Origin of the sequence: Microbacterium sp. Beta, assembly GCF_005502545.1 — a bacterium.
Taxonomy (GTDB): domain Bacteria; phylum Actinomycetota; class Actinomycetes; order Actinomycetales; family Microbacteriaceae; genus Microbacterium; species Microbacterium oxydans.
The window spans coordinates 1-26,380 of the sequence record NZ_SCOG01000017.1; the positions used below are offsets into that span (position 1 = coordinate 1).

Here is a 26,380-nt window from a genome sequence, read left to right on the forward strand (position 1 = left end):
GGCGGGGATCAGGCGAGCAGCTGGTGCCGGGCGAGATCGCGGTACAGCGGTGTCGACTCCACGAGCTCGGCGTGCGTGCCCTGGCCTACCACGACGCCGTCCTGCAGGACCACGATCAGGTCGCTGTCGACGACCGTCGACAGGCGGTGGGCGATGACCACGAGCGTGCGGTCGGTGGAGACCGCATCGATGGCCTCGCGCATGCGCTGCTCGTTCACACCGTCGAGCGACGACGTCGATTCGTCGAGCAGCAGGATCGGGGCGTCGGTCAGCAGCGCGCGGGCGATCGCGAGTCGCTGACGCTCACCGCCGGAGAGCATCACGCCGTCCTCGCCGACGGGTGCCTCGATCCCGAGGGGGCTGCGCTCGAGCACGTCGCCGAGATTCACGGCGCGCAGCACGCGCTCGCAGTCGGCGTCGGTCGCCTCGGGAGAGGCGAGCCGCAGGTTCTCGGAGAGAGTGCCGGCCAGCGTCGGCGCGTCCTGCTCGACGTAGCCGAAGTGGGCGCGCAGCTCGTCGCGCGGATACGTGCGCGCGTCGTGGCCGTGCAGGCGGATCGAGCCGCCCGTCGGGTCGTAGAAGCGCTCGATGAGCGACAGGATCGTGCTCTTGCCGGCGCCGCTGGGGCCGACGAGGGCGACGCGGGAGCCGTGGGGCACGGCGAAGGACACGCCGCGGAGCACCTCGTGGTCCTGCACGGCGGACGTCGCTTCCTCTGCGGACTCGAGGTGTGCATCCGCGAGCAGGGTCCGGGCCTCCTCGGCTGCGGCCGCACGGGCAGCGACGACGTTCGCGGGGTAGTGGAAGCGCACGTCGCGGAACTCGATGGCCGGTGCGTCGGGGGTCGGCGTCTCGCGAGGCAGCGACGCGGCGATCTTCTCGTCGTCCTGCGACTCGGTCGGCAGATCGAGGACTTCCTGGATGCGACCGAGCGCACCGAGGGCCTGGTTCACCGAGGTGATGGCGCCGAACGTGGTGGCCAAGGGCATCACGAGCAGGAACAGGAACATGATGAACGAGATCAAGGAGGCGATCGTGATCGCTCCGGCCGCCACACGGAAGCCGCCGACGCCGAGAACCACCAGCAGCGAGAGCTGCAGGGCGATGCCGGAGACGGGCACGACCATGGAGGAGATCTTGGCGATGCGCACGCCGATCCCGTAGGCGTCTGATGCGAGGGCGGTGACGGCGGTGGTCTCGCGTTCGGTCGCCCCGGAGGCGCGGATGGTGCGGATCGAGCCGACGGCACGCTCCACGCCGGAGGCGAGCTCACCCACCTTCTCCTGCTGGGCGGTCGATGCGGTGCGGATACGTCCGCTCAGCAGCACGACGACCGCGACCGAGATGCCGATCACCACGACGATGAGCAGCAGCAGGATCGGGTCGATCACGAGCATCGCGATCAGTGCTCCGGCGAAGAGCACTGCGCTGCCGACGGCATCGGCGAGGCCCTGAGTGAGCACGGCGTAGAGCAGCGTCGTGTCCGTGCCGACGCGTGAGACGAGGTCACCGGTGCGGCGGGCGTCGAACTCGGAGGTCGGCAGGTGCAGGATGCGGGCGATCAGCTTGCGACGGCTCGAATACACCACGGCGGTGCCGGTGCGCTGGAGCAGGTAGTGCTGGAAGCCGGAGATGATCGACGACACGATCACGAAGCCGACCAGGAGCCAGACGAGGATCCCGATCCCCGTATCGGACTGCACGGCTTCGATGACCTGACCCACGAGGAGCGGCTGCACGAGCGACGTCGCTGCGCCGATGACGCTGAGCACGGCGACCACGATGAGGGTGCGCTTGTGCTCGAAGAGGAAGGGGAGGAGCTGGCGGAACGTCGCGCGGGGGCCTTCGGGCTGTGCGCCACGTCCGCGACGGCGTGCTGTCGCCGAACCGGACATGCGGGACCTCTATCTGGAGATGGTACTTCGACCGTACTTCGTTCGCGGTCGGATCCTATGGAGTGGCTGTAAGAGCTTCAGGAGCGGCCGAAACGGCGGTGGGCCGCCTGTTTGCTCACACCGAGAGCGCTGGCGATGGCCTGCCACGAGTAGCCGAGGTTGCGTGCGCGACGCACGTTCGCCTCCTCGGCGCGGGCGACCTCCTTCCGCACCTCGGCGAGGCGGTGCAGGGCGGCCAGCGGCTCGCTCCCGTCGTCCTGGGCGATTGTCGTCGGCAGTGTCATGATGAGCCTCCTGCGTCAATAGTCGTTGACGCGGGCCGGGAAGTCAATACATGTTGACGTGACAGTCTGGGGCGATGACTTCGAAGAAGTGGGTCCTGTTCGACATCGGTGGAGTTCTCGAGGTCGTCGACGACGACGTATGGCAGCAGGAATGGTGGGATCGCTGGCAGGTGGCGAGCGGTCTCGACCGCGGTGTCTTCGATGCGCGCATCGCGGCCGCCCATCTTCCCGCGATCGACGTCACCACGGGGACGGAGTCGGATTTCTGGGACGCGGTGAGCACAGCGCTCGACCTCGATGCCGCGCAACGCAGCGCCATGCGCGCCGACTTCTGGGACGCGTACTGCGGCACGGCCAACGGGGAACTGATCGAGTACGCGCGAACCCTCTCGTCGCGCGCGGGAACCGCGATCCTCTCCAACTCGGCCGATGGCGCGCGAGAGGAGGAGGAACGCCGCTTCGGGTTCTCCGAGATCTTCGATCCGATCTGCTACAGCCACGAGCAGGGCGTCAACAAGCCGGAACGTGAGGCCTACCTGCGTGCGCTCCAGCGCATGGGGGCGAAGCCGGGAGACGTGCTGTTCATCGACGACCACCAGGTGTCTGTCCACGGAGCCGAAGCGGTCGGGATCCGCGCCGTGCGGCATGTCGACAACGCGACGACGATCGCCGCGATCGAGGGATTCCTCGCCGGCTGAAGTTATCCACAGATTGCTCTTTACCGCATGTGCTGAACATGCGACGCTGGAAAAATGGGTCGGATGCTGCAGGTGAGAAACCTTCCGGACGACGTTCACGCACGGCTCAAGGAGCGAGCCGCCGCAGAGCGCATGTCCCTCTCCGACTATGTCGCCGCTCAGCTCACGAGCCTCGTGCAGTACAGGACGAACGCGGAGATCGTCGCGGCGGCCCGAGCAAGGGCTGCCGCGCGCGGCAGCGCCCTCACCCGAGACCAGGTCCTCGAGGCGCGGGACGCGGCGCGCGCCGACCGGGATGCTGAGCACGATCGGTGAGCGCCGGAGCGGTGCTCGACGCCTCGGCTGCGATCGAGGCGGTGATCGGTACTGAGGAGTGGCTGGGCGGCGATATTTTCCATGCGCATGCCGGTCTCGACATCGAGGTGCTTTCCGTCCTGCGGCGGCAGGCAATCCACCATCGTCTCCCAGCGCACATCGCGCGCGAGGCGCTGGATGCCTTCAGCGAGTTGGAGATCACCCGCCATCCTCTGCGTCGTCTGATCCCGAGGGTGTGGATGCTGCGCGACGAGATCTCCGCCTACGACGCCGGGTACGTCGCACTGGCGGAGGCGCTCGGCGTGCCTCTGCTGACGCTCGACCGTCGACTCGCGAAATCGGCCGCACGCTACTGCGACGTCATCGTCCTCTGATCCCCGCCCTCGGGCGGACTAGAGCTCGACGGCTGCGGCCACGCCGAGGTCGTCGTCGTAGTCGTGGTCCTTCGTCTCCGGCGAGAGGATCAGCGCGATGAAGGTCAGCACACCCATCGCCGACAGGTACAGACCGACCAGCCAAGGCGCGCCGCCGGCCACCTCCCACAGCTTCAGAGCGATGAGCGGGGCCACCGCCGCGCCGAGGATGGAGGAGACGTTGTAGGCGATGGCCGACCCCGTGTACCGGACGTTCGTCGGGAACAGCTCGGGCAACAGGGCTCCCATTGGCCCGAACGTGGCGCCCATCAGCATGAAGCCGAACACCAGGAACGCCTGCGTGAGCGCACCCGTGAACTTGGGGTCGATCGCCGGGAGCAGGAACGCGTTGAAGGTGAGGCCGAACACGATGATGGTTCCCGTGACCCACAGCAGCAGCTTGCGCCGGCCCACCGCATCGGCGATGGGACCCGAGAGCAGGGTGAAGACGCCGAAGAACACCACGCCGATGATCTGCATCAGCACGAAGTCGGTGTAGCCGAAGCCGAGTCCCGGATAGAACTGCGCTGCGAACTTGGTGGGATCGAACGAGGCGCCGGTCGCCTCGGCCGCCGCCTTCGCCGCAGCCGAGGCCGTCTCCAGCGACGCGGGCTTGGTGCCGTAGGCGAGGGTGAAGTTCGTCATCAGGTAGAACAGCACGTACGTCGCCAGCATGATGAACGTGCCGAGGATGAGCTGCTTCCAGTGGTGGCGGAACACGGTCGCGAGCGGGAGCTTGCGGATCACGCCCTTCGTCTCGGCCTTCTTGAAGGTGTCGGACTCGACGAGCTTGAGCCGCACCCACAGGCCGATGATGACCATCACGGCGGAGAACAGGAACGGGATGCGCCAGCCCCAGGCGAGGAACGCCTCGGACTTCAGTGCCGGGTTGTCGGCGTGCGGCAGCAGCCAGTTGATCGCGAGGAAGAGGAAGTTCGCGATGATGAACCCGAGCGGGGCTCCCAACTGCGGGAAGGTGCCGTACCAGGCGCGCTTGCCCTTCGGGGCGTTCTCGGTCGCGACCAGGGCCGCCCCTGACCACTCGCCGCCGAGCGCGAAGCCCTGCGCGAGGCGGAGGATCAGCAGCAGCAGTGCCGCCCACCAGCCGATGTCCTGGTAGGTCGGCAGCAGACCGATCACGAAGGTCGCGATGCCCATCGTCAGCAGAGATGCCACGAGCGTGGCCTTGCGTCCGAACTTGTCGCCGAAGTGGCCGAACACCACAGCGCCGATCGGGCGGGCGACCATCGCGGCGCCGAAGACGGCGAACGAGGAGAGGAGCGATGTCGTGTCGTCGCCGGTGGGGAAGAACAGCACCGGGAACACGAGCACGGCCGCCGTCGCATACGCGTAGAAATCGTAGAACTCGATCGTGGTGCCGACCAGGCTCGCGGTGATGACGCGCGAGCGGGGATTCGCCGGCGCAGTGGCAGTGCTCATGTGTGTTCCTCCGATCGAGTCCCCGGTATACCAAGGGACTCGGGCGAGTTTACGCCTTCCTGAGTGTTCGCTGTACGCGCATGTCGCGTGTCATCCCGGAGGGCGATGGTGGTGCGTAGAGTCGGGGAGGCGGAACGCGGGGAGGACACCATGGGGACGAGGATGCTGCTGCTCGCTGACACGCACGTCCCGAAGAGGGCGAAGCGCCTGCCGGACGCTGTCCTGCAGGCGATTGATGAGGCCGACCTCGTCGTGCACGCGGGCATGCGACTGCTGAACCCCGGGTCACCGACCGACCGTCGCCGCCGACCCGCCCGCACGATGATATGGGTCGAGGTCGATGGTGCCGCGGTGGACGCGACGCTGGTGCCACTGTCGTGAGCGAGATTCCCGTCTACCGTGCGCCGATGCGGTCACGTGACGATCTCGTGCCGGCCGGGGCGGCGGTGGAGCGTGCGCTCCTCCTCGGTGTCTGCGGGCTGGGCGGACGACTCGACGCCGCCCCGGAACGCCTGAGGGACGCCCTCGTCGCGGTCGACCTCCGCCATGGCGAACGCATGGCTCGACAGGTCGAGCGCTTCGCTGCGGCGCCGGACGGAGCACCGGTGTGGACACGCGACGTCGACGGCCTCTTCTGGCTCGGCGCACTCGACGGGCCGTGGCGCTTCGACTCCTCTCCGGGCGCCCACGAGGTCGACCTCATGCACATCAGGTCATGCCGTTGGCTGGCGACGCCGATGCCGGCTGCGCTCGTGCCGCCGGGGGTGGAGGTGGCGTTCGCCCGCGGGGGCCGCAACTGGCAGCGGATCCGCGACGTGGACGCTGCAACGGCCAGCGTCGAGCTGCAGCGACGGCTCGCGAACGACTGACCGTTCCCCGGGGATACAGGCGGATCGGTTCCGGACGTCAGCTCGCGCCCAGGCGGAGGGACAGTTCGCGCGCGGCGCGTGAGACGAGCGCCCCGAGGGCGTCGAGGCGAGGGCCGATGCGTGCCTTCGGCGCGCTCACGTTCACCGCGGCGACGATACGACCGGTGAAATCGACGATAGGTGCTGACGCCGCGACGACTCCGAACTCGAGTTCCTCGTCCGAGAGCGCGTAGCCCTGATCGCGGATGCGCGCGAGCTCGGACTGCAGGGTGCCGAGGTCTGTCACGGGGGAGTTGCCGGGCGGCGGAGCGTCGAGCACAGGGAATCCGAAGGGGTCCGCCTGATCGAAGTGCCCGACGAGCGGCTGATCCTGTCCGTGATCGTCGTACCAGCGGGAGAGCGACTCCTCGTCCCAGTCGCTCAGCAGCGCGCGACCGGAGGGTGTCCGCCATGCAGCCGTCGTGGTGCCGGCCCAGCCGGTCGTGCGCACGTCGTGCGGGCTGAGCTCGCTCAGCAGCGTCAGCACGTTGCCTCCGCGCAGCACACAGAGGTGGCTGGTCTCCCGCGTGGACTGCACGAGGCGGCGGAGGATGCTGCGCGAGGCGTGCACGAGCGTGGAGGTGGCGGTGTGCGCCGCGAGAGCGTACAGCCGCGGACCGAGCAGATAGCGCAGCGTCACCTCGTCCCGTTCGACGAGGCCCGTCTCGGCCAACGTGGCGAGCGTCCGTGACACGACGGCCTTGTCGCGACCTGTCGCCTGAGCGACCTGGGAGACGCCGAGTCCACCGGCCCTCAGTGCGTCGTCACCGCCGAGAAGCTCGAGGATCTCGATGTCGCGGCCGAGGCCGGAGGAGTTGCGCCGTGGGGCGGAGGGAGTCGTGCTCACACCGGAAGTCTACCTGCTTTTGTTGCCATATACGCAACACTCTTTGGCGAAATGGTTACACCGGCTACGGTGAATCACATACCCGGTACCGGCCTCAAAGACGAGACAGGAGCCCCCTTGTCCGGATTCAACTGGGAAGACCTCATGGCCTTCCTCGCACGTCGCGCCGACGACATCCTCGAGCTCACTCGCGATCATCTCGTCGTCGTCCTCATCTCCGTCGTCCTCGCGGCGATCATCGGCGTGGGGCTCGGCATCCTGGTGCGCAACTATCGCATCGCCCGCACCAGCGTCCTCACCGCCGCGGCCGTCGCGATCACGATCCCGTCCCTCGCGCTCCTGGCGCTGCTGAGCCCGGTGCTCGGACTCGGATGGCTTCCGACCGTCGTCGCGCTGGTCTTCTACTCCCTGCTCCCCGTCGTCCGCAACACGGTGGTCGGGCTCCGGGAGGTCCCCCTCCCGGTGCTCGAGTCTGCTCGCGGAATGGGTCTCGGCCCGACCCGCATCCTGTTCACGGTCCAGCTCCCGATCGCCTGGCCGGTGATCATGACCGGCATCCGCGTCGCCGCTCAGCTCACGGTCGGCATCGCCGCGATCGCCGCGTACGTCGCCGGCCCCGGACTGGGCGAGTACATCTTCAAGGGGCTGAGCTCGCTCGGCTCGAAGAACGCTCTGAACTACGCGCTCACGGGCACCGTCGCCGTGATCCTCCTCGCCCTCGTCCTCGACGGCATCCTCGTGCTCATCGCCCGTCTCACCACCTCAAGGGGTCTCCGTGCCTGACATCACCACGAACACCGGCGTTCTCACCTCTCTCGCAGCCCAGCAGGGCGGGGTCGACATCGTGCTCGACCACATCACGAAGCAGTACCAGGGGCAGTCGGCACCGGCCGTCGATGACTTCTCGATGCGCATCGAACCCGGTGAGCTGATCATGTTCGTCGGCCCCAGCGGCTGTGGCAAGACCACGACCATGAAGATGATCAACCGCATCATCGAACCGACGTCGGGATCCATCCGCATCAACGGCGACGACGTGCTCTCGCTCGACGGCAACGAGCTGCGCCGCCACATCGGCTACGTGATCCAGCAGATCGGTCTGTTCCCGCACTTCACGATCGCCGAGAACATCGCGATCGTCCCGAAGCTGCTCGGCTGGTCGAAGTCCCAGATCGCCGAGCGTGTCGACGAGCTGCTGCGCACCGTGCAGCTGGACCCCGGCACGTTCGCACAGCGCTATCCGCGGCAGCTGTCGGGGGGACAGCAGCAGCGCGTCGGAGTGGCCAGAGCCCTCGCCGCCGACCCGCCCGTCATGCTCATGGACGAGCCGTTCGGCGCCACCGATCCGATCACGCGCGAGAAGCTGCAGGCCGAGTTCCTCCGTCTCCAGGCCGACATCGGCAAGACCATCATCTTCGTCACGCACGACTTCGAAGAGGCGATCCGGATGGGGGACCGCATCGCCGTGCTGAGCGATCGGAGCCAGATCGAGCAGTTCGACACCCCCGCGCGCATCCTCGCGGCACCGGCCAACGACTATGTGCGCTCGTTCATCGGGGAGGGTGCGGCGCTCAAGCGCCTCGCCCTCATCCCGGTCGCCGATGCCCGCATCGGGGCGGCCGACACCGCGGCACCCTTGGCGACCGTCGACGAGCACGCCTCCCTTCGTGAGGCACTCGACACCCTGGTCGTCACGGGAGCCGTGCGGGTCAACGTGACGCGTGCCGGCCAGGTCGTCGGCTCGGTCGACCAGGCAGCGATCTCCGCCGCGCTCGGGGTCGAAGGTCCCGTGCGCCGCGCCGAGGAGGGCTGATCATGACCGGCCCGCAGGTGGTCCCCTCGGCGACCACGGTGCTGCAGACGCAGGGTGTCCGGCGCCGGGGGATGCCCGTGCTGCTGCGACGGACGATGCCGCTGATCGTGGTCGCGGTCGTGCTGCTGCTCACCTACGCGTGGGTCTCCAGCCTGGAGCTCGACTCGATCGAGCAGCGCACGCTCAACGCCGGCTACATCACGTCTCGGATCGGCGAGCACCTGGTGCTCTCGATCATCGCCTCGATCCTCGTCGCCGTGCTCGCCATCCCGGTGGGAATCGCGGTGAGCCGCTCGCGGTCGAAGGTCTTCCGCGGCATCGTGATCGGCATCGCCAACATCGGCCAGGCCACACCGGCGATCGGCGTCGTGATCCTGCTGGCGATCGTGTGGCAGACCGGATTCACCACCGCCCTCCTGGCCCTCGTGATCTACTCCTTCCTCCCGGTGCTGCAGAACACGATCGCCGGACTCGCGCAGGTCGACCCGAACATCCGTGAATCGGCCAGGGGAATGGGCATGACCTCCGCGCAGGTCCTCCGTCGGGTCGAGCTCCCTCTCGCCTCACCCGTGATCCTCGCCGGTCTTCGCACCGCTCTCGTGTTCGCCGTCGGAGTCGCCACGGTGGCGACGTTCATCAACGCCGGAGGTCTCGGCGACATGATCATCAACGGTCTGAAGCTCCAGCGCTATCCCGTGCTCGTCGTCGGGGCGGTCCTCGTCGCCGCGATCGCCGTGCTCATCGACTGGGCAGCCGGTGTCGTGGAAGACATCGTGCGCCCCAAAGGCCTGTGACACCCACCGTCCTCCTCACGTCCTCATCCCGAAAGGAACCGCAATGAACTCCCGTACCATCGCATCCGCCTCGCTCGCCGCGATCGCCGCCGGCACGCTGCTGCTCGCCGGCTGCTCCTCCAGCTCCGCAGGGGGCTCCGGCGCCCAGGGCGACGAGCTCGAAGGTCTCACCGGCGAGATCGGCTCGAAGGATTTCTCGGAGCAGTACATCCTCGCCTACATGACGGCCGAGCTGCTCAACGCCCACGGCGCGGACGTCGAAGCCAACACCAAGCTCGTCGGATCCGCGAACGTGCGGCAGGCGCTCGAGAACGACCAGTTCCTCGGGTACTGGGAGTACACGGGCACCTCGTGGATCACCTACAACGGCAACACCGCACCCGTGCAGGGCGCCGAGGCGCAGTTCGACGCCGTGAAGAAGGCCGACGCCGAGAACGGCATCGCATGGCTGGATCCGGCTCCGTTCAACAACACCTACGCCTTCGCGATCCGCCAGAGTGAAGCCGAGAAGCTGGGTGTGAAAACGCTCAGCGACGTGGCGAAGCTGCCGGGCGCAGACCAGACCTTCTGCATCGAGAGCGAGTTCTCGACGCGGGACGACGGCTGGCCCGGACTCAAGGCCGCCTACGGCTTCGACGCTCCGGACGCGAACGTCACGATGCTCGACACCGGGGTCATCTACACCGCGACCCAGAAGGGCGACGACTGCAACTTCGGCGAGGTCTTCCAGACCGACGGCCGTATCCCCGCACTCGACCTGGTGGTCATGGCGGACGACAAGGAGTTCTTCCCCAGCTACCAGGGCGGCTTCACGCTCAAGCAGAGCACGTTGGACGAGTACCCGGCGATCGCCGACGTGCTGGCGAAGCTGAGCCCGCTGCTGACCACCGAGGTCATGCAGGAGCTCAACGCCAAGGCCGATGTCGACGGTGAGGATCCCGAGGACATCGCGATCGACTGGCTCGAAGAGCAGGGACTCATCTGATGACCGCGTCCCTCCAGATCGGCGAGAGCTTCGTCGGAGAAGGCGTGAACGCGGCGCACATCAACACCGTGCTCGGTCATCGCGAGGGCCCGGCGGGGACGGCATGGGCCACCGCCCTCGCCAGCCCCAGCGCAGGGCACGTGCCCTTCGTCGCCGTGCTCCGGCCTTCCCTACCGGTCAAGCCGATGACCCTGTTCGTCACCAAGGCGGCCCCGGTCGGCGACGAGCACGGCCTCCTCATCTGGGGCCCCGCGCAGGCGGGCGTGGCGGCCGGCGTCGCGGATGCCGTGGCCGAGGGGGCCATCCCCTCCGAGTCCGCGGAGACGCACGCCCTCATCGCCGCGGTGTGGGTGAACCCCGCAGCCGACGACGCCGAGGCCGTCTACCGGAACAACCGCGAGGCCACGCGCACCGCACTGGTGAACGGCGCCGGCGGGCTGCCGCTCCTCGACGAGGTGCTCGCTGCGCGGCACGAGCCACGTAATCCCTTCTTCACCCCCTCCACTCCGATCTCGAAGGACACGCACGACCGATGAGTTCTCCCACCCCCGTCCTCGACCCCGAACGCGTCGAGACCCGGCCCACCGTCGGCTTCATCGGCCTCGGCAACATGGGCTCCGGCATGACGTTCAACCTGCAGGCTGCCGGCTTCCCCCTGGTGGTCACCGATCTCCGACGCGAGTCGGCGGACGCGCTGATCGCCGGCGGTGCGACGTGGGCGGACACGCCCCGCGAGGTCGCCGCATCCAGCGACCTCGTGATCACGATGCTGCCGACGCCGAAACACGTCGAAGCCGTGGCGACGGGCCCGGAAGGTCTCGTCGCCGGGCTTCCCGACGGCGGCACCTGGATCGACATGTCCACCTCCGTGCCCGATGTGCTGGACGGCGTCAGGGCCTCGACCGCCAGCCGCGGTCTGCACCTGGTCGATGCGCCCGTGAGCGGGATGTCGGTGGGGGCGGCGAACGGAATGCTGCAGATCTTCGTGGGAGGCGAGGCCGCAGACGTCGAGCGGCTGCGCCCCGTGTTCGAGGCGATGGGCGACCCGGAGCGGATCCTCCATGTGGGCGGTCACGGCGCCGGGTACGCAGTGAAGCTCATGATCAACCAGCTGTGGTTCTCGCACCTGGTTGCGACCGCCGAGGTGCTCTCGGTCGGCGTCGCGGCGGGCGTCGACCTCGGTGTGCTTCGCGACGCGCTCATCGCGAGCCCGGCGAACAGCACCTTCGTCTCCCGCGACGTGCTGTCCATCCTCGACCACGGCGACTACGACGAGGGGTTCGCGATCGCACTCGCGTGCAAGGACCTGGGCCTCTCCATCGACCTCGCTCGATCGGTGGGAATGCCGGTGGAGGTGTCCTCGCTCGTCGAGCAGATCTTCCGTCGGGCGCGCGCCCGTTACGGAGACCGTGCCGGCGAGATGACACCCGTGCGCCTGTACGAAGAGGTCCTCGGACGCGACCTGCGTCGGGAGGTGGCCGTATGAGCGCCGCTCGCGAGCTCGACGTCATCGCCTCCATACCGAAGGGCCTGTTGATCGGCGGGCAGTGGCGGGACGCAGCCTCAGGGCATACCTTCGCGGTTCACGACCCGTCGACCGGCGACGTGCTCGCCGAGGTGGCCGACGCGACGCCGGAGGACGGCATGGCGGCGCTGGATGCGGCCGCCGCAGCACAGGCGGCCTGGGCAGCGACCGCTCCGCGTGAACGGGGTGAGATCCTCCGCCGGGCATTCGACATCGTCACGGCACGCGCGGAGGACTTCGCACTCGTCATGACCCTCGAGATGGGCAAGCCGCTCGCCGAGTCGCGTGCCGAGGTCGCCTACGGAGCCGAGTTCCTGCGCTGGTTCTCGGAGGAGGCGCCGCGCATCTCGGGGCGCTACGCCACCGCACCGGACGGCCGCAATCGACTGCTCGTCGCGAAACGCCCCGTGGGACCCAGCCTTCTCATCACGCCCTGGAACTTCCCGCTCGCGATGGCGACACGCAAGATCGCTCCGGCGCTCGCCGCCGGGTGCACCTCGGTGCTCAAGCCTGCGGCGCTCACGCCCCTCACAGCCCTGCTCTTCGCCGAAGTCCTGCGCGAGGCCGGGGTGCCGGACGGGGTCGTGAACGTCATCCCGACCAGCCGCGCGGGTGCGGTCACCGGGCCACTCATCGCCGATCCCCGCCTGCGCAAGCTCTCCTTCACCGGATCGACCGAGGTGGGACGACGGCTGATCGCCGACGCCGCCCACCAGGTGCTGCGCGTGTCGATGGAACTCGGCGGCAACGCACCGTTCCTCGTCTTCGAGGACGCCGACATCGATGCGGCCGTCGAAGGAGCCCTCCTCGCGAAACTGCGCAACGGCGGGGAGGCATGCGTGGCGGCGAACCGATTCCTCGTCCACGAGAGCGTGGCCGACGTCTTCACCTCCCGCCTCATCGACCGCATGGCCGGCTCCGTGAATGCGCGCGGCACCGACCCGGAATCGACGCTCGGCCCGCTCGTCGACCAGTCGACCCGGGACAAGGTCGTCGAGCTCGTGTCCGGCGCTGTCGAGGACGGCGCGCGCATCGCACTCGGCGGAAGCGTTCCGCAGGGTCGTGGGTACTTCTACCCTGCGACCGTGCTCGTCGACGTGCCTCGGGACGCCCGCATCCTCCAGGAGGAGATCTTCGGCCCGGTCGCGCCGATCACGACCTTCCGCGACGAGGACGAGGCGGTGCGGCTCGCCAACGCCTCCGAGTACGGCCTCGTGTGCTTCGCGTACACGCAGGACCTCAATCGCGGTCTCCGTCTGGCCGAGCGGCTCGAGACAGGGATGTTCGGCCTCAACACCGGCCTCGTGTCGAACCCGGCTGCCCCGTTCGGGGGCGTCAAGCAGTCCGGCATCGGTCGTGAGGGCGGGTTCGAGGGGATCGACGAATACCTCGAGACGACCTACATCGGCATCGCCGATCCGTTCGCTGGCTCTCTTTCCTGAAGGATCATCGTGCACATCACCGAATTCTCCCTCGATCACTTCTCACTCCAGGGCAGACGAGCGATCGTAACGGGCGGGAACACCGGCCTCGGTCAGGCGTTCACGCTCGCCCTCGCCAAGGCGGGAGCCGACGTGTTCGTCCCCACACTCTTCGATGACGGTGGCGAGACCGCTGCGCTCCTCACCGAGGCCGGGGTCGGCTACCGGGAGCTGCGCATCGACATCACCGCCGGCGGGGCACCTGCCCGGGTGATCGATGCATGCGTCGAGGCGTTCGGGGGGCTGGACATCCTGGTGAACTCCGCCGGGATCAGCCGCATCGCGGACGTGACCGATTTCGGCCGCGCGCAGTGGGACCCCATGGTCGCGGTCAACCTCACCGCCGCGTTCGAGATGTCGCACGAAGCGGCCAAGCGGATGATCCCGCAGGGTTCGGGGAAGATCATCAACATCGCCTCGCTGTTCTCGTTCCTCGGCGGACTCGGATCGCCCGCCTACGCGGCGACCAAGCACGGCATCGCCGGTCTCACCAGGGCGTACGCCGACGAGCTCGGCAGTCACGGCATCCAGGTCAATGCGATCGCCCCCGGATATTTCGCGACTCCCCTCACCTCCGATACCAGGGCCGACGACGAGGCGAACCGCCGCATCGTCGACCACACCCCGGCGGGGAGGTGGGGGGACGTCGCCGACCTCATGGGGGCGACCGTCTTCCTCGCCAGTCCCGCCTCCGACTTCGTCAACGGACACGTGCTGTCGGTCGACGGCGGCTACCTGGTGCGCTGACAGCGGCGCGCCTCCACACCCAACGAACAGGACACCCTCCCCATGGTCACTTCACGATCCGCTCTCTCACGCGAGGAGATCGTCACCCGCATGCAGGAGCTCCTCGGCGCCGACCAGGTCGAGACCGAGGCACAGGCGCTGCGCGAGGCGAGCGTCGACCGCTTCAAGAAGTACACCTCGGTGCACGGCATCTTCGACGGCCCGATCCCGGCCGCGATCGTCTATGCCCGCTCGACGGCGGACGTCTCGGCGATCCTCGCGTTCGCCGCGGAGAATCTCGTCAACGTCGTGCCCCGCACCGGACGCACGGCGACCGAGGGCGGCCTCGAGACGATCGTCGAGGACTCCCTCGTGCTCGACGGCTCCCGCATGGACGCGATCCTCGAGATCGACCCCGTCGACATGATGGTCACCGCGCAGTGCGGAGTTCCCCTGCAGGTGCTCGAGGACACGTTGCGGGCGCGGGGCCTGACGACAGGGCACTCTCCGCAGTCCAAGCCTCTCGCACAGATGGGAGGACTCGTCGCGACCAGGTCCATCGGCCAATTCTCCACCCTGTACGGCGGGATCGAGGATATGGTCGTCGGGCTCGAGGCGGTGCTCCCCGACGGAGACGTCGTGCGGGTCAAGAACGTCCCGCGTCGTGCGGCCGGCCCCGACATCCGCCACATCGTGATCGGCAACGAGGGAGCGCTCGCGGTCATCACCGAGGTCACCGTCAAGGTGTTCACGTACCAGCCCGAGAACAACCGCTTCCTCGGGTATCTGGTCGATTCGCTCCCCGCCGGTGTGGCCGGTCTTCGCGAGATCGTCGTCGCCGGCTACCGGCCCTCCGTCGCGCGCGCGTACTCCGAGGAGGATGCGGCGCAGCACTTCTCGCACTTCGCGGGGGGCGGAGCGGTCGTGGTCGTCGTCGCCGAGGGACCGAAGGGCGTGGCCGATGCCACGGCCGCGGGCGTCGAGGAGATCTTCGCCGGAATCCCGCACGAGAAGGTCGACCCGGCGCTGATCGAGGAATGGTTCGACAACCTCAACTGGGGTCAGGACAAGATCGACGCCGAGAAGCGCGAGATGCTCCAGAACGCACGCCTCGGCTACACCACAGAGGTGTCGATCGACTGGTCGGGCGTGGAGGAGCTGTTCGAGTCCGTGATGCGCCGTGCCAGGACCGAGTTCCCACGCGCGGCCGACCTGACGCTGCTCGGCGCGCACTCGTCGCACAGTTACCAGACCGGCACCAACCTCTACTTCGTGTACGACTACGACATCCGGTGCGAGCCGCGCGAGGAGATCACCGAGTACCACGAGCCCCTCAACGCCATCGTGGTCGAGGAGGCGCTGCGTCTGGGCGGCTCGATGGTGCACCACCACGGCATCGGCAAGTACCGCACGCCGTGGACCCACGAGGAGCACGGCAGCGCGTACCGGCTGCTGCGGATGCTCAAGGACGGGCTCGACCCCAGGGGGATCATGAATCGGGGAACCATCTACCCGCTGCAGCACGGCGAGCTGACGGCGTGAGCGCAACGGCGCCGGGCTACGTCGTCGCGATCGACAACGGCTCCCAGAGCACGAAGGTGCTCATCGTCGACGGGACGGGCGTCGTGCACGCCAGCGCGCGAGCAGCCCTGCGCCCGTACTCCTCGCCGGCGCCCGGTAGATGGGAGTACCCGGACGACGATCTGTGGGACTCGATCGTGGCCGCCGTCCGCAAGGCGATGGCGGAGTTCTCCGGAGACGCCACGGAGATCCGCGGTGTGGGCCTGTGCACCATCCGCTTCTGCCGGGCGGTACTGCGCGCCGACGGCACCTTGGCGCAGCCCGTCATGAGCTGGATGGACGAGCGGCTTTCGCGAGCCTACGAGAGGGAGGTCGAAGACGCGGTGTACGTCACCACGTCGTCCGGATACCTCGGGCACCGGCTCACGGGGGAGAGGCGCGATGCCGCAGGGAACGTACAGGGGGTCTGGCCGATCGATGCGGATCGCTGGGGGTGGAGCGACGATGCGGATGAATATGCCCGCGCCGGTATGCATCCCTCGATGCTGTTCGAGCTCGTGGCGCCGGGCGAGCCCCTCGGCCGGTTGACCCAGCGCGCCGCCGAGCTTACCGGTCTGCCCGCCGGGATTCCGGTGATCGCGACCTCGAACGACAAGGCCGTGGAGGCACTGGGCGCCGGCCTCCGCGATGAGGGCGATGCCCTGTTGTCGCTCGGGACCTACGTGGCGACCATGACGCCGGGTGATCGGCCGCTGCCGGAGCACCCGGACGTCTGGACGAACTTCGCCGCGGAGCCGGGCGCGTTCCTCTACGAGAGCGGAGGTGTGCGCCGTGGGATGTGGACGGTGAGCTGGTTCCGTGACCTGCTGTCGGGCGCCGACGTCACCATCTCCGAAGAGGAGTTGAACCGGGGCGCCCAGGACGTGCCCGTCGGTGCCGGCGGCCTGGTCGCTGCTCTGGACTGGCTCGCGCCCGCCGATGAACCGTGGCGACGCGGCGCCCTCGTCGGGTTCGACGGCACGCAGGGACGCTTCCACATCCACCGGGCGATCCTCGAGGCTCTCGCGATCGAGACCGAGGCGGCGGACTCCCGTGCCAGACGGGTACTCGGTCGCCCCCGCAGCGGCCTGCTCGTCACAGGCGGCGGGAGCGCATCGACGCTCATGCTGCGCATCCTCGCCGCGGTGTACGGAGTCCCGGTGCGGGTGCCCCTGGTGCACGACGCCGCCGGGATGGGGGCGGCGATCTGCGCGGCCGTCGGCACCGGCATGCACCCCTCGTGGGACGCTGCCATGGCCTCGATGGTCGCGGTGGGGGCGGAAGTGGACGTGGACCCCGAAGCGAGAGCAGCCTACGCCGAGGTGCAGCGGACCTATGCGCGAGTGCTGCCGCGCGTGCGAAAGCTGTTCGAGGGGGAGGAAGTGGCGCCGGTCAGCGCCAGATGACGGCGAGTCCCGCGTTCAGGAGTGCCAGGATGCCGATCAGCCAGAACACGGCCGGCGGCACGGCGTCTCCGCGCTTCTGTCGCGCCGAACCGATGGCGAGGAGCGCGCCGATGATGACCAGCACGACCAGCTTGACGCCGATCTTCACGTAGTTGAGGTCGTAGTCGATGCCCCACGGCGCGGCGAGGGCGAGACCTGCGACACCGGCGATCGCGAGACCGTAGTCCATGATCTTCGTGATCTGGCGCTTACCGCCGAAGGCCTGCGCGGCCCAGGCGCCGAAAAGCACGGCGAAGCCGATCAGGTGGATGAACACGACGATATGACGCAGGGTCTCCATGCCCTCACCGTACGAGCCTGGAGCCCTCCTGCGCTAGCAAGGGCAGGCTGACCTCAGCCGCGGAGCTCCCTCGTGACGAGAGCGGTGCGCAGGGCGGCATCGGCCGCCTCGGCGCCCTTGTCCTCCTTGGAACCCTCCAGCCCCGCGCGGTCCAGTCCCTGCTGCTCGTCGTCGAGAGTCAGCACGCCGAAGCCGACGGGCTTGCCGGCATCCAGTGCGACCCGAGTGAGGCCGTCGGTGGTCGCCGCCGAGACGTACTCGAAGTGCGGGGTTCCGCCGCGGATGATCACGCCCAGCGCGACGACCGCGTCGGCTCCCCCGGCGAAAGCGGCCTGCGCGGCGATCGCGAGCTCGAAGGAGCCGGGCACGCGCACGAGCCGGTGCGTGGCGTCGGCGGCGTCGAGCACGCGCTCCGCCCCGGCGATCAGGCCGTTCGAGATCGTCTCGTGCCAGGTGCCGGCGATGATGACGACGTTCAGACCCCGCCCGTCGATGTTTCCCGTCTCGGGTGCTCCTGCGCCGCTCATTCGTCGTCCTTTCCGTGGGCGAGTGCCTCTGCGAGGTCTGCTTCGCCGATGATGTGACCCATCCGGTCACGCTTGGTCTCCAGGTACTGGTGGTTGTTCGGACCCACTCCGACGATCAGCGGCACCTGCTCGATCACGTCGAGGCCGAGTTCGCGCAATTGCGCGACCTTGTCGGTGTTGTTCGTCAGCAGACGCACCTTCGATACGCCGAGGTCCGAGAGGATGCCGGCCGCCGCGGCGTAGTCGCGCGCATCTGCGGGCAGGCCAAGAGCGAGGTTGGCATCGACCGTGTCGAGGCCCTCCTCCTGCAGGCTGTAGGCGCGCAGCTTGTTGATCAGGCCGATCCCTCGCCCCTCGTGGCCGCGCATGTAGATGACGATCCCGCCCTCCTTCTCGATCGCGTCGAGTGCGGAGTCGAGCTGTGGGCCGCACTCGCACTTCAGCGACCCGAACGCCTCGCCGGTCAGGCACTCCGAGTGCACGCGTACCAGCGCGGTGTCGCCAGGCTCGCCGGAGACGACCGCGATGTGGTCGGTGCCGGTGATGCGGTCCTTGTACGCGAGGAAGCGGAACGTGCCGTGCGTGGTCGGGACGGTGGCGTCGGCGCGCAGGCTCACGCGGCGTCCGCGGTGCGCACTGGGCGTCGCGCCATCGGGGTCGATCTCGTTCAGGTGGGCGATCAGCTGCTCGATCGTGATCACGGGTACGCCGTCTCGCGCACCGAGCTCGATGAGTCCGGGCAGGCGCATCATGCTGCCGTCCTCCGCGACGACCTCCGCGATCGCTCCGACCGGGCGGAGCCCCGCCAGCTTCATGAGCTCGACGGCGGCCTCGGTGTGGCCGCTGCGCTCGCGCACGCCGCCGTCGACCGCCCGCAGAGGCAGTACGTGGCCCGGGCGGATGATGCTGGTCGACGTCGACTCCGGGTTCGACAGCACGTTCAGCGTGTGGGCGCGGTCATGGGCGCTGATGCCGGTGGTGACCCCCTGCGCGGCGTCGACGCTCACGGTGTAGGCGGTCGAGCGGGCGTCTTCGCTGGCGGCGACCATCGGCGGCAGGTTGAGGTGGTCGGCGAGGTCGGCGGGCATCGGGGCGCAGATGAAACCGGACGACCAGCGCACGGTCCACGCCACCCACTCCGGCGTCGCGAGCTCTGCCGAGAGGATGACATCGCCCTCGTTCTCGCGGTTCTCATCGTCGGCGACGAGGACGGGTCGCCCGGCGCGCAGGGCTTCCAGGGCTTCGTCGATCGTGGAAAGGCTCATCGCGAGCCTCCTTCCGGTGCAGCCCGGAACGCGAGGAGGCGTTCCACGTGGCGGGCGAGGATATCGGTCTCCAGGTTCACGCGGTCCCCCACGGCGCGGACGCCGAGGGTCGTCGCGGCGAGGGTCTCGGGGATCAGCGAGACCTCGAACCACGGAGAGGGGTCTGCAGGGGCGCTGACGGCGCTCACCGTCAGCGAGGTGCCGTCGACCGAGATGGAGCCCTTGTCGACGACGAGTGGGGCGAGATCGGCGGGCAGACTGATTCGGAGCACGCTCCACTGCGCGCCGGGCCGCACCTCGAGCACCTCGCCGACCCCGTCGACGTGGCCCTGCACGATGTGTCCGCCGAGTCGGGCGCCCACCGGCATGGCCTTCTCGATGTTCACGCGGGTGCCGATGGTCGCCGACCCGATCGCGGCCACATCGAGCGTCTGCTTCATCACGTCGGTGTCGAAGGTGTCCGCGGTCGAGCCGACCACGGTCAGGCACACGCCGGAGACGGCGATCGACTCGCCGTGCACGGCATCCGCAGCGGCGCGGGGCGCGCGCACGGTGAGTCGCCAGCCGTCGCCCGCGGGGGTGATCGCGGTGATCTCGCCCATCTCCTCGATGATTCCGGTGAACATCAGGCGGCTCCTTCGCTCTGGGGGTTCGTGGTTTGCGCAGGGTCCGCCGTGTCCGCGGGGTGTGCGACGGCGAGCAGGTCCTCGCCGAGAGGTACCCATTCGTCGACGACGAGGCGGCGCGCCTCGCCGATGGATCCGACGCCGATCTCCGTCAGGGCGAGCCGGCGTCCGCCCAGCAGCACGGGCGCGATGTAGGCGAGCACCCGGTCGGCCAGCCCCGCCGCGATGAAGGCGCTGGCGAGCGTCGGGCCGCCCTCCACGAACACGCTCTGCACGCCGCGGGCATGGAGGTCGGCCGCGACGGCATGCAGGTCGCGGGTGTCGAAGAACAGGGGCGTCTGCGGGTGGCGATGCACCGCTGCCGCGGCGGGTGTGGGCCGCGTTCCGATGATCACGGGGATCGGCTGATGCGGGTGCAGAGCTTCACCGTCGCGGGCCGTGAGAGCGGGGTCGTCGGAGAGCACCGTTCCCGTGCCGACGACGATCGCATCGGCCGCTGCCCGGCGACGGTGCACGTCGGTGCGGGCTGCGGATCCGGTGATCCACCGGCTCGACCCGTCGTCGGCGGCGACGCGGCCATCGAGGCTCTGCGCCCACTTGACGGTGACGTGCGGACGGCCGAGTCGCTGGGCGGTCAGCCATCCGGCGATGAGGGCGTGCGCGGCATCCGCCTGTTCGCCGGACTCGACCTCGACGCCGGCAGTGCGCAGACGTTCCGCGCCGCCCCCGGACACCGCGCCGGGATCGTCGAGAGCGTAGACCACCCGTGAGATGCCCGCCTCGATCAGGGCGACGGCGCAGGGGCCAGTGCGGCCGGTGTGGTTGCAGGGTTCGAGTGTGACCACGGCCGTCGCGCCTTCGGCTTCGCCGGGAGCGAGTTTCGAGAGAGCGTCGACCTCGGCGTGCGGAGTGCCGGCGCCGTGGTGCCAGCCCTCGGCGAGCACGGTGCCGTCGGGGGAGAGGATGACCGCGCCGACCTGCGGGTTCGCCCCGCGGGGCCCGCGTGCGGCGAGATGGAGAGCGCGGTCCATCGCGGTGCGCTCTGCCGCGTTCACTGCCATCCGTCGTCCTCCTCTGAGGCTCCGGATTCGGGCAGGGATGGCGGAACGGACGCACGTATGCGTCTCGTGCTGCCTCCCTTCCGGACTAGCGAGGTCTCCCTCGCATCACCGTCGGTCCCGGAATTCCACCGGATCGGCATCTCGATCTCTCGAGACGCTCGCGGACTGTCACCGCCGGTTCGGATTCCCACCGACCCCGGAGCACGTTGTTGATCTGAGTGTAGTCAACGCATCTGCGCAGATTTCATTCCAAGACATGCATCCGGGTGCGCCACGCGCTCGCCGTCACTTGAGAAGCCGGGACAGACGCCGGTCGGCGAGCACCTTGCCGCCCGTCTGGCAGGTGGGGCAGTACTCGAGCGAACGGTCGGCGAAGAACACGCTGCGGACCGTGTCGCCGCACACCGGGCAGGCCTCCCCCCGGCGGGCGTGCACCTGCATCCCACGGCGCTTCGCATCCTTCAGGTCGGCCGGTGGCTTGCCGGAGGCTTCGGCGACCGCTTCGGTGAGCGTCTCGCGCATGGCATCGAAGAGGCGATCGATCTCGGCACCGTCGAGCGTGTCGGCGATCGCATACGGCGACATGCGAGCGGCATGCAGGATCTCGTCCGAGTACGCGTTGCCGATACCGGCGATGACCGCCTGGTCGCGCAACAGCCCCTTGATCTGCATGCGGCGGCCGTCGAGCAGGGCGGCGAACGTCTCGCGCGTGAACGCCTCGTCGAGCGGATCGGGTCCGAGCCTGGCGATGCCCGGCACCTCCCGCGGATCGCGGACGACATAAACCGCGAGCGACTTCTTCGTGCCCGCCTCCGTGAGATCGAACCCGCTCCCGTCGTCGAGCGCGACGCGCAGGGCGATCGGCGACTTGCCCGGCTTGATGAGCGTCGTGGGGAGGGTCTCGTACCAGCGCAGCCAGCCGGCCTTCGCGAGGTGGAACACCAGGTGCAGTTCGTCGCCGCAGGAGAGCACGACGAACTTACCGAGACGGGTGGACGCCGTGATCGTCTGCCCCTGAAGCGCATGGATCGGCGGATCGTACGTCTTCAGCGCGGCGATCGCCGAGACGGTGGCGCGCGTGATCGTGTGCCCCACGGCGCGCTCGCCGAGGAAGGTGGACAGCCCCTGGACTTCCGGCATCTCCGGCATGCGTTCATCCTGTCATCGGCCGCCGACACTGTCACCCTCGGCTGCCGAGGTCATCGCTCGCCGCGCGGTCACGAACCTCAGAGGATGGGCCAGTCCACCGGCGTGCGGTCGTCGCTCGGCAGCAGCCCGGCCATCCAGCCGTCGTCCCGGCCGCGCGGGCCCGTGAGCGCTTGCCGTTGCAGTCCCTCGTACCGGAAGCCGAGGGCGCGCGCAGCGCGGGCGGAGGGGACGTTGCCCGCGACGGCCTGCCAGCGGATGCGCACCAGCCGGAGTCCGACGAACCCCCAGTCGACCACTGCCCTCCCCGCCTCTGCGAGATAGCCCTTGCCCCTGGCCGCCTCCGTCACCCAGTAGCCGAGCTCGGCAGTCGCGCCGGTGAAGTGCTCGGTCATGTTGTGCAGACCGATCATGCCGACGAGTTCGCCATCCGCGTACATGCCCCAGACGACCTCCGACCCGGTGTCCCACTGCGCGGCGACCATGCGCACGAACTCTGCGGCGTCCTCGCGACCGTACGGACTCGGAACGGTCGTCCAGCGCGGGATCTCCGGGTCCTGGCAGGCATCCGTGATCGCATCGATGTCCGCCTCCGTCGGGGCGCGCAGGACGAGGCGTTCGGTGGTGAGGACGACGGATTCCATCCCGACAGCCTAGGGAGAACGATGCCCCTGCGAACGCGGAGCGGCCGGAGTGTCGGTGGGCGCGACTAGTCTTGTCCGGTGACTGTTCCGGGGATTCTGCGCGCCTTGGAAGAGGCGTCTCTGTACCGCGATGCCCTCAGCTGGGCGCGCACCGACGCCGATCTCGGCCTGGTCGACGGGCTCGATGCGCCCGCGCTCGCCGGGCTGCTCGAGAAGCGCGCCGCGGCAGGGCACCCCGCCGCCCTGCTCGCCGTCGTCCCCACGGGCAGGAGGGCGGAGAGCCTCGCGCTCGCGATGCACGCCTACCTTCCGGAGGCCGATGTCCTGACCTTCCCGGCCTGGGAGACGTTGCCGCACGAGCGGCTCAGCCCGAGCCCCGACACGGTCGGCCAGCGGCTGCAGACCCTGCGCCGGATCGCCGAGTGGTCGGGCGATCACCCGCTCGTCGTCGTGGCATCCGTGCGCGCCGCGCTCCAGCCGATCGCGGGCAACCTGGGAGAGATCGCCCCGCTCGAACTCGCCGTCGGCAGCAGGGGGAACGAACTCGACCTCGCGGTGGAGCAGCTGGTCGAGCGCGCTTACTCGCGCGTCGACATGGTGTCCCGTCGCGGCGAGTTCGCGGTGCGCGGCGGCATCCTCGACGTCTTCCCGCCGACGTCGGAGCATCCGTATCGCGTCGAGTTCTTCGGCGACGAGATCGATCAGATCCGCGCGTTCTCGGTCGCCGATCAGCGCTCGTTGCCCGGCGACGTCACCGGTGTCGATCTGCCTCCCACCCGCGAGCTGCTGCTCACCGCCGAGGTCCGAGATCGTGCCCGTGCCCTGGTCGGAGGCTTCCCCGCGATCTCGGGAATGCTCGAGAAGATGGCCGAGGGTATCCCGGTCGAGGGCATGGAGTCGTTGCTCCCCGCCGTCGCAGGGCCGCTGAAGTCGCTGGCCGAGTACCTGCCCGTCGGCAGCGCCACGGCGATCATCGACCCGGAGCGTTCGAGTGCGCGTGCCATCACCCTCGGCGACACGAATCGCGAGTTCCTCGATGCCGCGTGGAGCGCCGCGACCTCGGGGGCGTCGGCTCCCATCGACCTCGGTGCCGGCGATTTCCTGACGATCGCCGAGCTGCGCGAGGTCGTGCGGGATCGGGACGGCGTGTGGTGGCGGCTCAGCCCGTTCGGAGCCGGGCTCGGCGAGGGCGACGCGGACGCCACGAACCTCGGCGCCGCCGTCATCCCGTCCTTCCACGGCAACGTCGACGGCGCGATCTCCTTCGTCGAGGCGAAGCTGACCGACGGGTGGCGCGTCGTCGTGATCGCGGCCGGTGGCGGTCTGGTCGACCGCGCACGCGACGTGCTCGCCGACCGCGGCCTGGCCGCCCGAGTGGTCGAGACGCTCGGCGATGCACCGGAGGGCGGCGTCGCGACGCTGGTCATCGGGTCCGTGGAAGCCGGCTTCCAGGTGGCGGAGGCGAAGCTCGCGGTCCTCACCGACAACGAGTTCTACGGCCGCACGATCGGCGGTGACCAGCGGGTGGTCAAGAAGCTCGCATCGCGTCGCAAGAACGTGGTCGACCCGCTGCAGCTCAAGCAGGGCGACTTCGTGGTGCACGCCACCCACGGCATCGGCCGCTTCGTCGAGATGACCAAGCGCGAGGTGTCCACCGGCGGACGCAACGCCACGAAGTCGATCCGCGACTACCTCGTGCTCGAGTACGCGCCCTCCAAGCGCGGGTACCCCGGCGACAAGCTGTTCGTTCCGACGGATCAGCTCGACCTGCTCTCGAAGTACGTCGGTGGCGAGGCCCCCACGCTCTCGAAGATGGGCGGCAGCGACTGGTCGCAGGCCAAGGGCAAAGCACGCAAGGCCGTCCGCGACATCGCCGTCGAGCTCGTGAAGCTCTACTCCGCCCGGATGAGCGCGAAGGGCCACGCGTTCGGCCCCGACACCCCGTGGCAGCGCGAACTCGAAGAAGCCTTCCCGTTCGCCGAGACCCAGGACCAGTTGCAGACCATCGACGAGATCAAGGCCGACATGGAGCGGCCGATCCCGATGGACCGTCTGCTCTCGGGCGATGTGGGCTTCGGCAAGACCGAGGTCGCCGTCCGTGCCGCGTTCAAGGCGATCCAGGACGGCAAGCAGGTCGCCATGCTCGTGCCGACGACGCTGCTCGTGAAGCAGCACCTCGAGACGTTCACGGAGCGCTTCGCGGGCTTCCCGGTGAAGGTGCGGCCGCTGTCGCGCTTCCAGACCGACAAGGAGGCGCGCCTCACCCTGCAGGGCCTGCTGGAGGGCTCGGTCGACATGGTGATCGGCACCCACCGCATCCTCACCGATCAGGTGATCTTCAAGGACCTTGGCCTGATGATCATCGACGAGGAGCAGCGCTTCGGCGTCGAGCACAAGGACGCGCTCAAGAAGATGAAGACGAACGTCGACATCCTCGCTATGAGCGCGACCCCGATTCCGCGCACACTGGAGATGGCGGTCACCGGCATCCGCGAGATGTCGACCCTGGCGACGCCACCGGAGGACCGGCATCCGATCCTCTCGTTCGTCGGTCCCCGCAGCGACAAGCAGATGGCGGCGGCGATCCGACGCGAGATCCTGCGCGAAGGCCAGGTGTTCTTCGTGCACAACCGGGTGCAGTCGATCCAGCGGGTCGCGAGCGAGCTCGCCGAACTGGTGCCGGAGGCCAGGATCGCGGTCGCACACGGTCAGATGGCCGAGCACCAGCTCGAACAGGTCGTCGACGACTTCTGGGAGCGCAAGTTCGACGTGCTCGTGTCGACGACCATCATCGAGACCGGACTCGACATCGCGAACGCGAACACGATCATCATCGACCGCGCCGACAAGTACGGACTCAGCCAGCTGCACCAGCTGCGCGGCCGCGTCGGTCGTGGGCGAGAGCGCGCCTACGCCTATTTCCTGTACGACGAGATGAAGCCGCTGAGCGAGACTGCCGCCGACCGTCTGCAGACGATCGCGGTCAACAACGAACTCGGCTCGGGGATGCAGGTCGCGCTCAAGGACCTCGAGCTGCGTGGTGCGGGCAACATGCTCGGTGCCGAGCAGGCCGGTCATATCGCCGGCGTGGGCTTCGACCTCTACTTGCGCATGATCGGCGAGGCCGTGGCGACCTTCCGCGGCGACGAGGTCGAGACCGGGCAGGAGCTGCGGCTCGAGCTGCCCCTCGACGCGCGCATCCCCGAGTACTACATCGACAGTGAGCGGCTGCGCCTCGAGGCGTACCAGAAGCTCTCCGCCGCATCCGCTGCGACCGCGAAGGACGATGCCATCGATCTCGTCGTCGAAGAGCTCGTCGACCGCTACGGCACTCCGCCGGAAGAGGTCGAAGGGCTGCTGGCCGTCTCGCGCCTTCGTCGTCGTGCGGCACGGGCGGGGCTGACGGACGTCGTGGTGATGGGGTCGAACCTGCGCATCGCGCCCGCGCGGCTCGAGGACTCGATCAAGGTGCGGCTGCAGCGTCTGTACCCGAAGGCGAAGCTCGTCTCCGGGGGAGAGGCTCTGGTCGTGCCGATGCCCACGGTCCCTGCTGCAGTCGGCGTGGGGCTCGAACCCCTGCCCGATGCGCAACTGCTCGAGTGGGTCGGACAGCTGTTCACGGCGATCTTCCCCGAACCGGTCAAGGCCGAGTAGCGCGGGGCCCCGGGCGGCAGTACTAGT

Annotated in this window: 27 protein-coding genes; 16 read left to right on the forward strand and 11 right to left on the reverse strand. The window is 68.9% G+C overall.

Features of this window, described 5'->3' with window-relative positions; genetic code table 11:
* Positions 1-8: 8 nt before the first annotated feature.
* Positions 9-1,895, reverse strand: a complete 1,887-nt coding sequence (locus tag FFS56_RS14700; protein WP_046749676.1) for an ABC transporter ATP-binding protein — start codon at positions 1,893-1,895, stop codon at positions 9-11.
* A gap of 77 nt (positions 1,896-1,972) precedes the next feature.
* Positions 1,973-2,179, reverse strand: a complete 207-nt coding sequence (locus FFS56_RS14705; RefSeq protein WP_046749675.1) for a hypothetical protein — start codon at positions 2,177-2,179, stop codon at positions 1,973-1,975.
* A gap of 74 nt (positions 2,180-2,253) precedes the next feature.
* On the opposite strand from FFS56_RS14705, the gene FFS56_RS14710 reads away from it, so the two are divergent.
* The 3 genes from FFS56_RS14710 to FFS56_RS14720 all read left to right on the forward strand — a co-directional run bounded on the left by FFS56_RS14710 (position 2,254) and on the right by FFS56_RS14720 (position 3,566).
* Positions 2,254-2,877: an HAD-IA family hydrolase gene (locus FFS56_RS14710; protein WP_127012432.1), complete on the forward strand. Its 624-nt coding sequence runs from the start codon at positions 2,254-2,256 to the stop codon at positions 2,875-2,877.
* A 63-nt stretch (positions 2,878-2,940) separates the two neighbouring features.
* Positions 2,941-3,192, forward strand: coding sequence for a hypothetical protein (locus tag FFS56_RS14715; RefSeq protein ID WP_082108764.1), 252 nt, complete (start codon positions 2,941-2,943; stop codon positions 3,190-3,192).
* Complete coding sequence (locus FFS56_RS14720; RefSeq protein ID WP_058632901.1) at positions 3,189-3,566, forward strand: type II toxin-antitoxin system VapC family toxin; 378 nt, start codon at positions 3,189-3,191, stop codon at positions 3,564-3,566. The genes FFS56_RS14715 and FFS56_RS14720 overlap by 4 nt, the downstream gene beginning before the upstream one ends.
* Before the next feature lie 18 nt (positions 3,567-3,584).
* Here FFS56_RS14720 and FFS56_RS14725 read toward each other — a convergent pair whose 3' ends face one another.
* Positions 3,585-5,045 (reverse strand): MFS transporter, encoded by a 1,461-nt coding sequence (locus tag FFS56_RS14725; protein ID WP_046749673.1) that lies wholly within the window; start codon positions 5,043-5,045, stop codon positions 3,585-3,587.
* 150 nt (positions 5,046-5,195) lie between these two features.
* On the opposite strand from FFS56_RS14725, the gene FFS56_RS14730 reads away from it, so the two are divergent.
* Positions 5,196-5,426: a hypothetical protein gene (locus FFS56_RS14730; RefSeq protein ID WP_082108751.1), complete on the forward strand. Its 231-nt coding sequence runs from the start codon at positions 5,196-5,198 to the stop codon at positions 5,424-5,426.
* A gap of 26 nt (positions 5,427-5,452) precedes the next feature.
* The gene (locus FFS56_RS14735) at positions 5,453-5,914 is read left to right on the forward strand and encodes a GAF domain-containing protein (protein ID WP_233437307.1); all 462 of its coding nucleotides are present in this window, start codon (positions 5,453-5,455) and stop codon (positions 5,912-5,914) included.
* A 37-nt stretch (positions 5,915-5,951) separates the two neighbouring features.
* On the opposite strand, the gene FFS56_RS14740 is transcribed toward FFS56_RS14735, so the two are convergent.
* Positions 5,952-6,800 (reverse strand): IclR family transcriptional regulator, encoded by an 849-nt coding sequence (locus tag FFS56_RS14740; protein ID WP_046749670.1) that lies wholly within the window; start codon positions 6,798-6,800, stop codon positions 5,952-5,954.
* Between the two features lie 117 nt (positions 6,801-6,917).
* Here FFS56_RS14740 and FFS56_RS14745 point away from each other — a divergent pair, with 117 nt between their 5' ends.
* The 10 genes from FFS56_RS14745 to FFS56_RS14790 are packed head-to-tail and all read left to right on the forward strand — an operon-like array spanning position 6,918 to position 17,090.
* Positions 6,918-7,583 carry an ABC transporter permease gene (locus FFS56_RS14745; RefSeq protein ID WP_137772127.1) on the forward strand — a complete coding sequence of 222 codons (666 nt, stop codon included), beginning with the start codon at positions 6,918-6,920 and terminating at the stop codon, positions 7,581-7,583.
* Positions 7,576-8,613: an ABC transporter ATP-binding protein gene (locus FFS56_RS14750; RefSeq protein WP_171011019.1), complete on the forward strand. Its 1,038-nt coding sequence runs from the start codon at positions 7,576-7,578 to the stop codon at positions 8,611-8,613. The genes FFS56_RS14745 and FFS56_RS14750 overlap by 8 nt, the downstream gene beginning before the upstream one ends.
* A 2-nt stretch (positions 8,614-8,615) precedes the next feature.
* A complete protein-coding gene (locus FFS56_RS14755) occupies positions 8,616-9,407 on the forward strand; it encodes an ABC transporter permease (RefSeq protein WP_046749669.1) in 792 nt (263 codons plus the stop codon).
* 43 nt (positions 9,408-9,450) lie between these two features.
* Positions 9,451-10,392, forward strand: coding sequence for a glycine betaine ABC transporter substrate-binding protein (locus FFS56_RS14760; RefSeq protein WP_052748837.1), 942 nt, complete (start codon positions 9,451-9,453; stop codon positions 10,390-10,392).
* A complete protein-coding gene (gene fae, locus FFS56_RS14765) occupies positions 10,392-10,928 on the forward strand; it encodes a formaldehyde-activating enzyme (protein ID WP_046749668.1) in 537 nt (178 codons plus the stop codon). Before FFS56_RS14760 ends, fae begins: the two co-directional genes overlap by 1 nt.
* Positions 10,925-11,878 carry an NAD(P)-dependent oxidoreductase gene (locus FFS56_RS14770; RefSeq protein WP_046749667.1) on the forward strand — a complete coding sequence of 318 codons (954 nt, stop codon included), beginning with the start codon at positions 10,925-10,927 and terminating at the stop codon, positions 11,876-11,878. The genes fae and FFS56_RS14770 overlap by 4 nt, the downstream gene beginning before the upstream one ends.
* A complete protein-coding gene (locus FFS56_RS14775; protein WP_046749666.1) occupies positions 11,875-13,359 on the forward strand; it encodes an NAD-dependent succinate-semialdehyde dehydrogenase in 1,485 nt (494 codons plus the stop codon). The genes FFS56_RS14770 and FFS56_RS14775 overlap by 4 nt, the downstream gene beginning before the upstream one ends.
* Positions 13,360-13,368: 9 nt before the next feature.
* Positions 13,369-14,145 carry an SDR family oxidoreductase gene (locus FFS56_RS14780; protein WP_127012429.1) on the forward strand — a complete coding sequence of 259 codons (777 nt, stop codon included), beginning with the start codon at positions 13,369-13,371 and terminating at the stop codon, positions 14,143-14,145.
* A gap of 42 nt (positions 14,146-14,187) precedes the next feature.
* A complete protein-coding gene (locus FFS56_RS14785) occupies positions 14,188-15,666 on the forward strand; it encodes an FAD-binding oxidoreductase (RefSeq protein WP_127012428.1) in 1,479 nt (492 codons plus the stop codon).
* Complete coding sequence (locus FFS56_RS14790; RefSeq protein ID WP_127012427.1) at positions 15,663-17,090, forward strand: FGGY family carbohydrate kinase; 1,428 nt, start codon at positions 15,663-15,665, stop codon at positions 17,088-17,090. Before FFS56_RS14785 ends, FFS56_RS14790 begins: the two co-directional genes overlap by 4 nt.
* Here FFS56_RS14790 and FFS56_RS14795 read toward each other — a convergent pair.
* The 7 genes from FFS56_RS14795 to FFS56_RS14825 form a co-directional block, all read right to left on the reverse strand.
* Positions 17,077-17,430: a Fe-S protein gene (locus FFS56_RS14795; protein WP_137772128.1), complete on the reverse strand. Its 354-nt coding sequence runs from the start codon at positions 17,428-17,430 to the stop codon at positions 17,077-17,079. The two genes, FFS56_RS14790 and FFS56_RS14795, sit on opposite strands and share 14 nt — an antisense overlap.
* 53 nt (positions 17,431-17,483) lie before the next feature.
* Positions 17,484-17,957, reverse strand: coding sequence for a 6,7-dimethyl-8-ribityllumazine synthase (ribH, locus tag FFS56_RS14800; RefSeq protein WP_046749661.1), 474 nt, complete (start codon positions 17,955-17,957; stop codon positions 17,484-17,486).
* The gene (locus FFS56_RS14805; RefSeq protein WP_058632891.1) at positions 17,954-19,222 is read right to left on the reverse strand and encodes a bifunctional 3,4-dihydroxy-2-butanone-4-phosphate synthase/GTP cyclohydrolase II; all 1,269 of its coding nucleotides are present in this window, start codon (positions 19,220-19,222) and stop codon (positions 17,954-17,956) included. Before FFS56_RS14805 ends, ribH begins: the two co-directional genes overlap by 4 nt.
* A complete protein-coding gene (locus FFS56_RS14810) occupies positions 19,219-19,848 on the reverse strand; it encodes a riboflavin synthase (RefSeq protein ID WP_046749659.1) in 630 nt (209 codons plus the stop codon). The genes FFS56_RS14805 and FFS56_RS14810 overlap by 4 nt, the downstream gene beginning before the upstream one ends.
* A complete protein-coding gene (gene ribD, locus FFS56_RS14815; RefSeq protein WP_127012426.1) occupies positions 19,848-20,909 on the reverse strand; it encodes a bifunctional diaminohydroxyphosphoribosylaminopyrimidine deaminase/5-amino-6-(5-phosphoribosylamino)uracil reductase RibD in 1,062 nt (353 codons plus the stop codon). The genes FFS56_RS14810 and ribD overlap by 1 nt, the downstream gene beginning before the upstream one ends.
* Positions 20,910-21,194: 285 nt before the next feature.
* On the reverse strand, positions 21,195-22,058 hold the full coding sequence (locus FFS56_RS14820) for a DNA-formamidopyrimidine glycosylase family protein (RefSeq protein WP_127012425.1): 864 nt from the start codon (positions 22,056-22,058) through the stop codon (positions 21,195-21,197).
* Between the two features lie 77 nt (positions 22,059-22,135).
* The gene (locus FFS56_RS14825) at positions 22,136-22,699 is read right to left on the reverse strand and encodes a GNAT family N-acetyltransferase (RefSeq protein WP_046749656.1); all 564 of its coding nucleotides are present in this window, start codon (positions 22,697-22,699) and stop codon (positions 22,136-22,138) included.
* Between the two features lie 78 nt (positions 22,700-22,777).
* On the opposite strand from FFS56_RS14825, the gene mfd reads away from it, so the two are divergent.
* The gene (mfd, locus tag FFS56_RS14830) at positions 22,778-26,353 is read left to right on the forward strand and encodes a transcription-repair coupling factor (protein ID WP_046749655.1); all 3,576 of its coding nucleotides are present in this window, start codon (positions 22,778-22,780) and stop codon (positions 26,351-26,353) included.
* The last annotated feature ends 27 nt before the right edge of the window (positions 26,354-26,380 follow it).